The 14,299-nt window shown below is 46.0% G+C and carries 8 protein-coding genes, 1 tRNA gene and 1 pseudogene; 1 reads left to right on the top strand and 9 read right to left on the bottom strand.

Annotation, left to right across the window (positions count from 1 at the left end; genetic code table 11):
* Positions 1 to 110 precede the first annotated feature (110 nt).
* The 7 genes and pseudogenes from ubiE to XZ46_RS22885 all read right to left on the bottom strand — a co-directional run bounded on the left by ubiE (position 111) and on the right by XZ46_RS22885 (position 11,000).
* On the bottom strand, positions 111 to 821 hold the full coding sequence (gene ubiE / locus XZ46_RS22915) for a bifunctional demethylmenaquinone methyltransferase/2-methoxy-6-polyprenyl-1,4-benzoquinol methylase UbiE (protein WP_008054743.1): 711 nt from the start codon (positions 819 to 821) through the stop codon (positions 111 to 113).
* A 3-nt stretch (positions 822 to 824) separates the two neighbouring features.
* Positions 825 to 1,772: a response regulator gene (locus XZ46_RS22910; protein WP_008054745.1), complete on the bottom strand. Its 948-nt coding sequence runs from the start codon at positions 1,770 to 1,772 to the stop codon at positions 825 to 827.
* A gap of 285 nt (positions 1,773 to 2,057) precedes the next feature.
* Complete coding sequence (locus tag XZ46_RS22905; protein WP_006623341.1) at positions 2,058 to 2,594, bottom strand: hypothetical protein; 537 nt, start codon at positions 2,592 to 2,594, stop codon at positions 2,058 to 2,060.
* 97 nt (positions 2,595 to 2,691) lie between these two features.
* Positions 2,692 to 2,976, bottom strand: a pseudogene (ssb, locus tag XZ46_RS22900) (single-stranded DNA-binding protein); the annotation flags it as partial.
* Between the two features lie 230 nt (positions 2,977 to 3,206).
* Positions 3,207 to 4,715, bottom strand: a complete 1,509-nt coding sequence (locus XZ46_RS22895; RefSeq protein ID WP_006670725.1) for a reverse transcriptase N-terminal domain-containing protein — start codon at positions 4,713 to 4,715, stop codon at positions 3,207 to 3,209.
* Positions 4,716 to 5,483: 768 nt separating this feature from the next.
* Positions 5,484 to 6,503 (bottom strand): (S)-8-amino-7-oxononanoate synthase BioU, encoded by a 1,020-nt coding sequence (gene bioU / locus XZ46_RS22890; RefSeq protein WP_048895265.1) that lies wholly within the window; start codon positions 6,501 to 6,503, stop codon positions 5,484 to 5,486.
* Between the two features lie 252 nt (positions 6,504 to 6,755).
* Positions 6,756 to 11,000 carry a WD40 domain-containing protein gene (locus tag XZ46_RS22885; RefSeq protein ID WP_008054752.1) on the bottom strand — a complete coding sequence of 1,415 codons (4,245 nt, stop codon included), beginning with the start codon at positions 10,998 to 11,000 and terminating at the stop codon, positions 6,756 to 6,758.
* Between the two features lie 237 nt (positions 11,001 to 11,237).
* Between XZ46_RS22885 and XZ46_RS22880 the strand changes: the two genes are divergently transcribed.
* Positions 11,238 to 13,052: a peptidoglycan DD-metalloendopeptidase family protein gene (locus XZ46_RS22880; RefSeq protein ID WP_048895264.1), complete on the top strand. Its 1,815-nt coding sequence runs from the start codon at positions 11,238 to 11,240 to the stop codon at positions 13,050 to 13,052.
* Positions 13,053 to 13,184: 132 nt separating this feature from the next.
* Here the strand turns inward: XZ46_RS22880 and XZ46_RS22875 are convergent.
* Positions 13,185 to 13,255, bottom strand: a tRNA-Cys gene (locus XZ46_RS22875).
* A 22-nt stretch (positions 13,256 to 13,277) separates the two neighbouring features.
* A complete protein-coding gene (gene cofG / locus XZ46_RS22870; protein ID WP_008054754.1) occupies positions 13,278 to 14,258 on the bottom strand; it encodes a 7,8-didemethyl-8-hydroxy-5-deazariboflavin synthase subunit CofG in 981 nt (326 codons plus the stop codon).
* Positions 14,259 to 14,299 lie beyond the last annotated feature (41 nt).

Here is a 14,299-nt window from a genome sequence, read left to right as displayed (position 1 = left end):
ATGCCACAACATTTCTGCAAATCCCAGGTAACTAGGACAACTGACGAATTGCCTTGTATATTCGCCTTTGTGAATTAGGGTGGTTGTTGGGATCGGGATGTTTCAGCTCATCAACCCCCTGATTCGAGAACCAATACTCCCATCATACCCCCTGCGATCGCATAGTGAGTAGCCAGACTAAAATTCGCTGCCTCTGCTAGGGCGACCTGTTGGGGACCCGTGGGGAATTTTTCTAGGCTAGGGTTAAGGTAGGCGTACTCAGCCTCTAGTCCGAAAGTATTAGCTACCGGAACAACAATGCGATCGAGATACCATTGTTGAAAGGTTTTAAAGGCATTTTCGGGACGGTGAAAATCTAAAATCGCCGCCGTCCCACCGGGTTTCAGGACGCGATGGAGTTCTTTCAGGCTGCGGGGAATGTCTACCACATTACGCAAACCATAACCCATGGTAGCACAGTCAAAGTAATGATCCGGGAAGGGAAGATCCAGTACATCTGCTTCTACCCAGGTAATGGGAGCCGGGGATAGGGTAAAGGGTGGTTGGCGATCGCCAGCAATAGCCAGCAGTTGACGGGAAAAATCCACCCCAACCACTTTTCCTGAGCTACCGACTTTGATAGCCAAAAGTCTGGTTAAGTCACCAGTCCCGCAACATAGATCTAAGCCTATATGACCGGGACGAGCGCCACTCCAGTTAACCGCCATTTGTTTCCAAATGCGATGACTCCCAAAACTCAGCCAGTCGTTCATCTGGTCATAGACCGGAGCAATACGGTTAAACAGGTCTTGGATATGTTCTTCGGTTCTATCTAGCTTCATATTTTAAGTTGATTGGTGTAAGCGAGATAGAACTAGAGCCATTTCCTGAGCCACCAACTTAACCGTATACAGGTCATCTGGGGACAGTTGACAGGGTTTTTGCCATTGCAGGGAGAACACTGCGACCACTTGATTGCGATCGATAATGGGGGTACACAGGTGAGCTTGGATATTGGCGCTTTTATAGCGATCGCTTTCCGCTAGATCTGAGTTATTGGGGATATTTATTTCTCCCTGGGCGATTTTAGTAGCGATCGCTTCACTGACAATCGGATCATCAGCCAGCCAACCCTTCGCATCCTCCACGATACCATAGACCCCGACTGTGGGAGCCAAACTATCTGAGGAAACCACTTGCAGAATCACCCCATCAGCTTCTATCTGTTCTCCAATAGCCTTAGCGATCGCCTGTAGAGTTTCCTCTATCTCCGTCGCCTTGAGTGCCATTCCCATAATATCACTCAAGAGTTGGATTTGGCTGTTGGCTCGGCATAGTTGCTCTGTCCGCAGTTTCAGCAGTTCATAGGTTTCCGCCGCTCGTTGAACCACCGTTTTTAACTCATTCGGGTCCCAAGGTTTAGTAATGTATTTATAAACTTGGCCGGAATTAATCGCGTCCACCAAGTCTTCAATATCCGTAAAACCCGTGAGAATAATCCGCACCGTGTTAGGGAACTGGGGTACAGTTTTACTGAGAAATTCAGTCCCTTTCATTTCTGGCATCCGTTGATCAGATATGATCACTGCTACCTCCCCTTCCTGAGAGAGAATTTCTAGGGCGCGGACCCCGCTTTCCGCTTTAAAAACGCTAAAGTCTCTCCGAAAGGTACGATATAGCAAATCCAAATTATCTGGTTCATCGTCTACCACCAGCATCTTTGGTTTTTTAGGTCGTCTAATACTCATTAACTGGCGCTTAATGCTTTCTAGGTCTGGAGTTTCCGTTTCCATACTATTGTTACACTACGAGTGATTCCGTGCATTAGGGGATTTAGACTATTATCGCTTTAGCTGCTTTAACGGTTGCCCCTTGGTGTCAACCACAAAAACGTAATTTTGGTAATCTGGCATTTAAGCCATCTCCCAGATCGGGTAATGTTTGCCTCCGTCATGTCCTTAAAGATAGACGACAGAGCAACCGGCTGGCGTTCACCTGTTAGGTGTCATAACCCCCTTAACCTAGGTCTAATCCTTTACCTGCATTGATGATCAGTAATTTCTGGCTCCTGCCGAAAATTACCCGATGTTATGCAAGAGTAAGCTAGTCATTATCAACCCCAGGAAAATCAGAGCCACCCACAAAAATTGATTATCCTTCGTATTCACCTGAGTTAGATCAACCTCTGGGTCTGGTGATTTAGATTTGACTGGGGCTGCTTTCCCAGAAGTTTCTCGGCTTGATGATGCTACAGGAAATTTATCTGCGTTTTCTCCTAAGTTACTCAGATCGGGAATTTCGATTAACCCTTCCGAACCCTTATAGAGTTTGGGTGCTTCCAAAATTTCTAGCAACCGGCGCGACTGTTTCCTGGTTTGTAGGCTGGGATGAAATTTGAGGGTTTTGCAAAGAGCGATCGCCTTTTGTCTTTCCCCTAGGGCTTCATAGGCTGTTACCAGCCAAATCTGGACCTCGCCACCCAAGCCAGAGTTAGCCTCCACTGCATCTCTGGCTGTTTCCAAATGTACCACCGATTGGCGGTATCGACCCTGTTCAAAGGCTATTTGTCCAGATCTGTACTCATGCAAAATCTGATCTAATTCTGGTGAACTCACAACAAAAATGAACTTTCATAGTGCAACACATCAAGGGTGGTATCCCCTAGCAGTCGGATTTTAACTATGTTATCAACCCGACTACCAGAGCATAACCCTAGAACTCATCATAATTCTGAGGAACACCAGATGCCTGATTATCCTGACGAGATCCTAGTAGTTCAAGTTGATCAACCACAATCACCGGACTCGAACGTGGTACACCCGTATTGCGGTCAGTCCATGTATCAATCTTTAATGTTCCCTTGACTCCAATCAAACTGCCCTTACGGACATAGTTGGCAGCAATTTCAGCCGCCTTATCCCAAATGTCTAAAGTAAACCAGTCCGGTTGATCGCTGTTGCGACTTCTGCGCCTGACAGCTAAGGTCAATCGACATTTTACTGATCCTGACTATTACAGTCGATAAGAAAGTCACCTTTCCTACCTCTGCTCCAGAACCGTGCGTGAAAGTTTCCCTTCACACGGCTCCTCAGTTACTCAGTCATCAATAGATACCTCTAGCGTCTGTGATATCATGGCAGTGTCCGTGTATTATCCTTCTCAGTTCGACAGTGTGTTATTGGCTCAATTACCATCAATGTGATCAGTTGCCATCACATTATCTACTGTCAAACTTCGATAGCATTGGTCGCACCGGGATAGTTCAATAGCCGCTCACTCCAATAAACGTAATCTCCATCAAACGGGCTTTTTTCCCCTTTGACTTTGACGTGCTGTTTGAGCATGGTTTGGCTATGTTTTTCCAGACAGTATTTGTGATCTGGTGTGATAAATTTCCATCCGATGCCTTGGTTGACTCCCCAGTAACTCGATATTACATCCGTGTTATTCTGATTTCGATTCCTTCTAAAGAAAGCCCATCCTCTCAGTTTGTGGAACAAAATACTGTCAATCTTACCAAAGGTTTCCTTACTACTCACAGTCGAGTAATATGACGACCACCCTCTAATGATTGGGTTTAGTGCATTGATCAGTTGTTCTTGACTTGAGTTTTTGTGACTTCCGATGATCTCATCTATTTTCTGTAGGTGGCGTTTTATTGCCTCTTTACTGGGTTTGATGATAGTTTGACAGCCTATTTTCTGCTCCGTGTTTCCCGTCGCGAGCGATCGCTTTTTGCTTGTGGGATATTGTCGGATATTGTACCCCAGAAAGTCCCAGCCTAGATTCCCATTATGTTCTGTAAAAGTGTGAGTAATGCGGGTGTTACTGTCTTTGAGTTTTAACCCCATTTCTCCCAACCAGGCTTCTATAGTTTCTTGTGCTGTCAGAATCACCGCAAGTTCTTCGTCCAATACCACCAAATCATCGGCATATCTGACCACTGTGGCTTTTCCATTCTGACAGTTTGCTACTCCACCCTTGAATGTATCCTCTAGGAGACTTTCCAAGCCGTCAAGGGCGATATTTGCCAATAGTGGCATCAATCCCCCTTGGGGTGTATCAGTCTCCGTCGGGAACAATTCCTTTCCGTCCATTACCCCAGATTTCAACCAGGCTTTAATTGGTCGCCTGAGTCTAGGGTAGGTATTTAGTTTGGCTAGTAGTTTCTGATGGTAAATTCCCTCACAGCATTTCTCAATATGTGCATCTAGGACATATTTATGATCTTCCTTAATGCCATTGAAAATTGCTGCGATCGCATCTTGAGCAGACCTTCCAGGGCGGAACCCGTAGGAATTCCGGTCAAACTTTGCCTCCCATTCCGGTTCAAGTGCCAGCTTAACCAGCCCTTGTTTGGCTTTTTCCATCATCATTAGGATACCAAAGGCGGGCTTTTCCTCCTTTCCTGGTTCAGGTATCGAGACCTGGCGGCGGGTTTGAGTTTTCTTTCCCAGTTTCAGGCAGTTAGCCAAATCTAGCTTCTCCTGATTCCTGAGTCTGTTTACCCCATCAACTCCCGCCCTCTTTTCCGTACCATTGTCCTGGATAAGTTCTCGCACCGCCAGGATTTTGGCATCCATGGCATTTGTCAACAACCTTTGCAACCGACGAACCGCCTTGACATCGCCACGTTCCGAGGCTCGATAGATTCTCTTTTGGAGCTTGAAGACATGGTATTCAACTTTTTTCCAGTTGATTGTCTCCCATCCATACATCGGTTTTACCGTGTTCATAGCTTATTAACTCTGACTTGATTATCCATCTCCAAGTAACCGTGACTCCGTGGGCTTATCCTCTAGTTTCCTAAAGGCCTTTGCTTCTGAGTCAATCTTTTCCAGCGCCATCATGCGGCTTGACTGCCTACTCGGTTATCGACCTGTCCGAGAGATGCACGCCGGATTACCCCGTTCCGAGTGTCTGCTTTGCGATGAGGTTAGAGTTCCACTATCCGCCGGGTTTCTTAGGGGATGCTCCGGGTCAAATTTCGAGTTGCCCAGCCCTTATCCTTGCCTTTTGGCGCAGCCCATAACCCATGTAGGCTGTCATCAATAACGACGGTTCAGACGTGGATTCAGTTAACCTTACTCATACTCATCTCAGCTAGAAGGGATTTCGCCATGGGTTGGCGATTACCTCCGTTACACCCCGCTTCACCAGATTGATAGTCAGTCTCCCCAGTGGGGGTGTCGCTTCGTCTGCATCACGACGGTAGGAATTGGTGAAACCCTCACCTACCCAAACACCCAGTTATCATAGACCTGTGACCGCTTGTCCTAGTCTACGCAGATGGCACGCTACCCAACTGGGCAACTTTTCCATCTAACGGGTCGCACCAAAATATTTGACATCCGGATCAATTCCGGCCCTTCCCACCAGGGTAACAACATTTAGACTCATTCAATATCTCCGGTTAGTGATTTATAGGCAGCAGCCTGGCTCCCATTCTATCAAACCGTGAAGCAGCCAGTTGTAGGCATTTGCTCGGCTGTGGCTGTGCCAGCCTAACGGACAAACTGCGGCATAACTTCGGCGGCGGTGAACAGTCCATAAATGCCCCTTTGGTGCAATTTGACCCCGGCTTTTAAATAGCCAAAAGCTGGACCGCAGACATTGGCAGCCATGCTAGTTTCATCACCCAGAGTAAAGGTGTGGGTGGAGATTTTCCCCTCGAAGGTGCGACCAGTGACTTGTACATTGGTACTCAGGGGTTTTTTGGGGTTACGGGTATCGACAATTCCACCAACAGTAACGCGATCGCGAGAACAAATACCCGCCAATTCCAACATAATATCGTCGGCGTGTTCCATGTTTTCCAGTTTCAGCAAACCATTAGTTTTATCTAATAGGGCTTCTACTTCCGCATCTGTCATCGCCCTAGCTGTTTCTACGTTATAACCAGGAAGGTGGGCAATATCTTCCCTGATAGTAGCTCTGTAGGCTTCCCAGTTCGCTATACCTACCCCAAAGGTGATGTTAACGCTGTGAATTTCTGCATAACTTTGGGCAGCGATCGCCGCCGCCGCCGTGAGTAAACCCGGAGTCGCCCCACAACCGGTCATATAGGTGATGCCAGCCGCTTTTAACTGGTCCTGAAGTTCTAGGAGTTGTTCCACCGCGCTGGTACGCTTGAGGGCATCTACTAGAACTCCCTGCCAACCCGAGTTAATAAAGGCTTGGGCTACGGAAGCCATAAAGGTATTTGGTAAATTAGGCAGCGCCAAAAAGTAACCCTTTACTAGGGGAGCATGGTTAATTAAGTCAATAATACTCTGGGTGCTGTGGGTTCCGCCGGGTTCTATGTCTGCCACAGAACCGCGATCGCGATATGTCCTGATGCACAGGTCTGGATCTAGTCCTTCCGGGGAATAGATATAGCCCTTTTGATCTGCTGCTGCTACCCAGCACATTTCTTGTTTAGGGGTTAATACCCTAGCCGCCGCTTGTCCTAAACCACCAAACCCTAGGACTCCCACAGGTATGGGGTTATTGGTTAAGTCAGTATTTGGCTGATGATTCGTCATAAAATATGCTGTCAATTCGACAATTTATAATGGTCAAGCCGGAAATGTTGATCTTAATGCTGTTCCGGCAATCATTAATTTTAGGGTAATTTGAGTTAACATACCTTAATCCTTACCCAGGTGTGCTATACCATGCTCCACCTCGTCCTAGCTAGAAGCGCACAAAGTCCTAGTATCCTGGACAACACCGCCCCATCAAACTCTGACCCCTCACCGTGGGAACCCAACCCAATAGACAACAATTAACGTCAGTTAATCGATCGCCCCCAATACTTTCATACTTGCTTTTTGGGCATTGCTCAAACCTTTTACCCCGCAGATATTCGCCCTTTCGTAAAGTCTGGGTACTCTCAAAGTTTTGAGACATTCTCGCGTTGGGACATTCCAAAGTTTAATTGTCTCGTCCGCACTGCTACTGGCCAAGGTTTGACCATCGGGGCTAAAAGCTACTGCCAGCACCCAACTTTGATGTCCGTTAAAAGTAGCATAACATTCATGGGTCGTCACATCCCACAAACGCACCGTATTGTTTTCTCCTCCACTCGCCAATAGTTGACCGTCTGGACTAAATGAATTCAGGTAAGTCCAAACTTGTTGACCTGGAAAAATTGCCAGACATTCTTGGGTCGTCACATCCCATAAACGCACCGTATTATCATTACTACTGGTAGCCAATATTTGACCATTAGGGCTGAAATTAACTGAGATTATCTCTCCCTGATGTCCGACAAATTTTAGGGGAGGTTTTTGGAAATCAATGTCCCACACTTGCAGAATATTATCACTCCCACCCACCGCGATTTTTTGACTATCAGGACTAAAGGCAACTGTAAATATTTTCCAAGGATAAGGGTTAATTTCCTTGATTAACTTGGGGGTCGGATTCACATCCCATAACTTAATAGTTCGGTCATCCCCGGCACTGACTAACAATTGATTATCGTAACTAAAAGCAACTGCATATAACTGGTTTGTGTGTGTGATTAATGTACTTAAACATTTATGATGCTCAACACTCCAACACCTGACGGTAAAATCTCGACTAGCACTAGCGATCGTTTGACCATCTGGACTAAAAGCCACTGATTGTACTCGTTCTTTATGTCCCCGTAAATTGGCTAAAATCTCCCCTGTTTCTGTATCCCAACTCCTGACATAGTAATCATCGCTACCACTGGCTAATGTCTTACCATCTGGACTAAAAACGACTGAACGTATCCAATTACACCAGCCTCCTAAAATGCTGTTGAGCTTGATATTATTAATGTTTTCCACATTCCACAAACTCACCTTTTTATCAGCAGCACACATAGCTAATATTTTACCATCTGGTGTAAAAGCCAGTTCATCTATCCAAGAAGTATGTTCTTGTAAAGTATTGAGAAGTTGGGGATGATGAATATCACTCACGTCCCACAGTTTCGCGGTGAGATCGCCACTTCCACTAGCCAGTATTTTGCCATTGGGACTAAAAGCTAATCCTCTGAGATCGCTATCATGTGCGGAGATACTAGCAGCCAGAGAAATATTATTTATATCAGCAATTTGCCAAAGTTTAATGGTTCCGTCAGCACTCCCACTAGCTAAGACTTGACCATCATAACTGAAAGCCACACCCCATACTTCTTCTTCATGGTCTGGTAAAGTTTTCAGGCATTTAGCATTAGCCACATCCCAAAGTTTGATATTTGTGTCTTTGCTTGTGGTTGCCAAAATTTGACTATCTGGACTGAAAACTATTCGATTAATCCAACTGGTGTGTCCTGGGAGAAACGCCAAACATTTACCATTATTAATATCCCATAACTGTACTGTACCATCTACACTACCACTCGCCAATATTTTGAGATTAGGACTCAAAAATATTTTCATCTTGGGCATTAAAGGAGCATCACATAAAAAATCAGGCTCTATCAGTACGCTTTTGAAACATTCATGGTTTGCCAGATTCCAAAACTTGACGATTTTATCATAACTAGCACTGACAAGAATTTGCCCATCCTCATTAAATTTTAGGGTTTTGATGCTGAGGCTATGCCCTGTCAATGTGGCAATTTTTGAGCCATCGGCAACTCGCCAAATCTGAATTTGACCAGATTCATCACCTGTGGCTAAAAGTTTACCATCAGGAGTAAAAGCTAATGCTCTAACTGTATTCATAGATTCCATAAAAAGACAGTTAGTTAAATTGGCTTTTACTAAACTTACATCCTGCAAACTAGCACCCCTAAAATCAGCGCCCAAAATCACGGCATGACTGAGATCGCAACCCTCCAAAGCAGCCTTGTCAGTTTTCAAAAGCAGGGTGATTGCATTCCCGCCAACATAGCCGACTTTTTCTAGGGTTTTTCGCCGTGTCGCCTTGACTACTTCCCGCAAGCGATCGCAAATATCCTGTAAGTTTTCCTCATCAGTGTTGGTCACCGGACGCAGCATCGGCAATAATAAATCTAGCACTGCTTTCGCCAGAGGCATTTCCCCAAAGGTAGTTCGCAAATGTGCCAAAGACTCAGTAGAAAACATATTGAGAGGCGAAATCAAAATCACTTTTCCGTTAACATCAACTTCGCGGCGAAAATAATTAGACCAAGTGTAGTTTTGAGCCGTTTTCTGTGGATTTACATGGGACTGTGGCTGTGCCACCTCGACGAAATCGGGAGCCAATATCCCCAATTCAGCAGCAAACTTATAAGCGACAAAAAACTCTAATAAGGAACGGTGAGCCGGACTATAATCCCCATCTTCATTGCGAATTAACATAGTCTGACCCATCATATCATAATGCCAGTGATCTAAATCCTTTTGTTGTTGCACTTGCGACTCAAACAAGCGACGAATGCGATCGGGAAACTCCCGATAATTCAAACTCATTCGATTCTTAGATAGCATCTCCCAGGAGAGTTCGCACAGAAAATAAAGTTTATCTGCCAGAGAAGTAAATGTGCGCTTTTTCTGTATATCATGCTGCATTTTGCGGGTAACTGCATAGAGATAAATTCTGGCTAAATCGATCGCTTTTCCCGCTTCGATATCCGGCAAGGCTTTCAGTATTAACTCACTCATGACCGGACGGCGAGCCAAATCCACAAGTTGGGGATTATTCATGACTTTTTTCACGGTGGCGGGTGAGGCTTCAAAGGAGAGAGCCTGACGAATTTGCTGGTTACTAAATTTTTTTAATTCCAGAACTTCAAACTGTGGCGGTTCTCCGGTTAATGCTGCCACGGAAGCCTGTAGTTCTGAATTCAGCAAAGCACGTCCTTCTTTGGCTTCGGGAAAATGCTCGGTGCGACAAGTCAAAATAACCTTAGAACCAGAGACTACAGTTTGAGCCAATTCCCAAAAGTTATTAATCATCCGCTGTCGGTCAATTTTGGCAGCCATCTCGTCAAAGCCATCAAACATGACCAACAATTTACCCTGGCGGTTGAGCCATTCAAAGGCAGAATAACCCCCTCGCAAGGGGATTTCATGTTGCCGGAAAAAGAACTCAGAAAACAGCGATTCCATATTAATGGCACTGGCATAATCTCGCAAGAGAATAACTATGGGCAATCGCGGGCGTTCCACTCCTTTATTTTTGGCTTTTAAGTAGCGGTTTAATTGTTGCCCGGCATAATGAAAAATAAACCAGGTTTTGCCTGTGCCAAACTCACCCAAAATTGATAGATGTTTTTTGGCGGTATCGTCAATCCACCTATTAACATAACCATCGATCCAGCCATCGTCTTCGTCGTAGTGGCTGACTCCTAATTTATGCTTGGTAGAGGGGTCAACTTCCTCTTTTATGCAGGCGAGAGGTACATATTTATGGTGGATACCTCGCCGTTGAATTTCCTGCTCTAGCCATTGACAATAGCCACTAAAGTCTGCTTCTTGGTCGATAAGTTCGTCGAATGTGTAGCAAAATAAGTTTTTATTTGGGCTTTTTTGGGCTGCATTTCTGGCGGCTTTACTGACTCGACGGACAGCGACTAACCATCCCTCGTTGGTGCGTTGGTTTTCCACAGACTGACGCAAAGCATTAAAATCGGAAATTTCTGCTTCCCCTTCTACTCCCCGGACGAGAATGCGATCGTATCCTCGGCGGGCCTTGATTTTGATGATCCACTCAAAAAATCGATTTCCCTCGATTACTTCTTGAATATTGTAGCGCGAATCAAATTCATAATCCAGAATTTCAAACCATTCTCGCATCTGTTGGGGAAAGGCAAATTGGCAGCGATCGCGATCGGCTTTGATGGCCTGTTCCACGACTAACCGAAAATTAGTGCGGGTTACTGGTTTAGCAAATAAATCGGTTAGTATTTTCCATAATTTGGCGGCTTCTTGTCTGATATAAACTTTATTAAAATTAAGCAGGATTTCGATGTCGTCATATTTTTTGCCCTGCCAAGACCAACAAAAAATTTGTTTTTGCAAGTCGCTAATACGTTTGCCTTGGCGATCGCATGAATATTTCTGATTAACAAACTCAAAGGCCTCTTCTGGAGTCATGGCTGATACTCCCCAAGTTTGACATGGTAAAAACTAACTTATTATAGACGGTTTCCTGGCTCCCAAGCCAGAAAATTTGACCAAAATCCCATTGTTTTGCCCATTTATTGAGATTTCATCTCACAAAGCGGCTAAACTACCTAACAAAAACTAACTTTTTTCCCGATCATTTTCTAACCCAGAGCCTCAACTGCCACCGCGATAATTGGATTGTTAATGCGATCGGAGGAACTAGCCATGTTTTCTGTGGACACAGATACCAAAGAAATCAGCGGATTGCTGGGAACAAATCCCAATGCGATCGCTCGCAGTGATGGGGATATTTTAGAGTCTTTCAATGCCCATGGACTACCAGTAACGGGGGCTGTCGAGCCAGTGCTTCTCCCAACCTTGGTACCAGTTGAGGGCGATCGTCTTGTGATGGCTCTGGATATATCCGTTGACCAAGAAATAAATCCGGCGGAAACGGATTCTCACACCGCCCCGTCGGTAGATTCGTTAACGGGAATGGCCTTAGCCAATACTTACGAACAATTACAGCAATTTGCCAATAGCCCAGAGTTTCTCTCTCAGATGAGCATTGCTTTTGGAGATGATTTTGATGTTGAGGCGGCTCAGGATTTGGCAGATAGTTTGACTAATGGTACTTTTGAGATGCCACCGACTACGGTTGTTTCTGCTGCTGATATCAACGGATCTAACGGAGCTTTTGCGGCAGCAACTAACAATATTTATCTGGCCAGTGAGTTTGTGGCTGAGAATGCTGATAACCCAGAAGCGATCGTCTCAGTGCTGCTGGAGGAAATAGGGCATTATATCGACTCGCAGATTAACATCTCCGATACACCTGGAGATGAGGGTGCGATTTTTTCCGGTCTCGTCCAAGGCCGGGAATTTGATGCCGGGGAACTTGAGGCATTAATGGCAGTAGATGATACCGCCACTGTGATGATCAATGGCGAAGCTACTCTAATAGAGCAGTCATTACCCCGATCTAATGATAATAATGCGTGGGCTATAGCTAGTGGTGACAACACCCGATTTGACCCTCCTTTATGGCGTGGCGAAGTGGATGAGCGCTGGCGAACCTCACCTCAACTATTACAGCTATATACAGATCTTTCAACAGCAGTGCTTGGTCGGCGATTCCGAATGACTGCTGGCTACGCATATGATCAAAGTTACTTTCAGGGGCTAGGAACGTGGCACGCTGGAATTGATATAGGGGCTCCGGCTAGAACTCCAGTCAGATCGGTACTCGGCGGCACTGTTGCCTGGACGTGGTCTTCTCCAACTGCCGGTGCATTCATTGGTGTGAACAGTAGCGATGGGCGACAGTGGGTTTACGGACATTTGCAAAGTTCCGGCAGCTTTACTCCAGGAAGTCGTATAACAGCAGGCCAGACTATTGGTCAAGTTGGCAACCAGTCAGGGGCAAACCACTTGCACCTTGAGGTTCGGACTCCTCCTTTCCGAGGCACTAATGGCGGCAATTCAAACCGGAATTTCATCTTAAGCGCAACCATGAGCCCTCTTCAAGCATTTTCACTGTCGCGACCTAGCACTCCGTCTCCACTTCCTACTCAGCCTTCAACGGGTGCATTCCGAGGTACTGTAGATGGGGCGCTCAATATCCGCAGCGGACCGGGGACGAACAACTCGATAGTTGGATCTCTGAGCCCTGGTCACAGTCGTACTTTTGACGCTGTGGCACGAGGCACAACCCATTGGGACGCTCGCGAACAGCGAAATGATAACCGCTGGTTCCGTATTCAAAACACCAATCAGTGGGTTTCCGCTTCTTTCATCACTGGCAATCCACTGTTCACTGGCGCAGCAGATACCACTCTCAATATCCGCAGCGGACCAGGGACAAACTTCTCTGTCGTCGGCTCTCTAAGCAATGGCAGTCGTCGCACTTTTGATGCTACAACTGTAGGCACAACCCATTGGGATACAAGGGAAAGGAAAAACGAGAACCGCTGGTTCCGTCTTCAAAACACCAATCAGTGGGTTTCCGCTGCTTTCATCACTGGTGATCCCACTTACTAAAACCTGGGTGATGCCATAGAGTTATCTACCCTGGCTAGGGACTCGATTCTGATTGATTTTTGAGTCATCAGGTAGGATGCCTGGCTAAGGTAGTTAACGCCGATCGCACTTAGAGCAATCCTTCCAGAAAAAAGGCGGCACCCGGATTTGAACCGGGGATGGAGATTTTGCAGACCTCTGCCTTACCACTTGGCTATGCCGCCACCACTGCGATTTACTAATATATCACAACTGCTGGGGAAACTGCAACTTTTTTCGCCAAGAATTTACACTCCTCTGTAATCGAGGCGATAACCAGCTATCGTATTGGGGATATATCGGTAGTCGTGGCTGCAATTGCCAACCTTTCCGGTTGATAATTTGGCTGAGGGTTTCCGGGTTAATGTGGGGATAGTCCGGGTTGACTACATCTTGGGGACCGATTCCCCCTAGGTCTCTGGCTCCCGCTTCCAGACATTTTAATAATATCTCTGGTTCCATGACTAGGTTGGGGGGAATTTGCACCGTGATTTCTTCCGGGAGAATACGGCGGGCGATCGCCACTACTTCGGGTAATTGGCTAAGATTAAATCCGTACCCTGGCTGCGCTTGTCGGCTTCCTTCCCTGTAGGGTTGCACAATCACCTCTTGAATGTGACCAGAGCGATCGTGACTTTTGGCGATCGCTTCTAATGTCCATCCCCAGTCTGAGGGACTTTCCCCAATTCCCAAAAGTAACCCAGTCGTAAACGGAATTTTGAGTTCCCCAGCCCAATCAAGCTGCTGTAACCTAATACTAGGAACTTTACTAGGCGCGTGGCGATGAACCGTTTGTAAAAGCTCCCGAGTCATTTGTTCCAGCATTAACCCCATCGACACATTAACCTGTTTTAATCTAGCCATTTCCTCAAATTTCAGCGGACCCGCATTAGTGTGTGGCAAAAATCCCCAATTTAGGGCTTCATCGCACAACTCATAAATGCGATCGCACCAAGCCTCTCGCCGGGGACTGTTCGGGTGTACTTCCCCACTCAGAATCAAAATCTCCACTACTCCCTGTTCACATAGTCCCGCCAGTTCCTGTTTCATCTCCGCCATAGTTAACCAAGGACTATCTCCCGGTTCCTTGCGGAAATTACAGTAACTACAGCGGTTAAAACACTCATAGGTCGGAACTATCGTATAAGCCGGAGAATAGGAAACCAAGGTAGACATCTGAATAAACATTAGTTTTGCTTATCTAACATATAACTAAATACTTTGTTAAA

This window comes from Limnospira indica PCC 8005 (assembly GCF_000973065.1).
Lineage (GTDB): Bacteria > Cyanobacteriota > Cyanobacteriia > Cyanobacteriales > Microcoleaceae > Limnospira > Limnospira fusiformis.
This window is presented reverse-complemented; position numbering and strand designations above follow the sequence as displayed.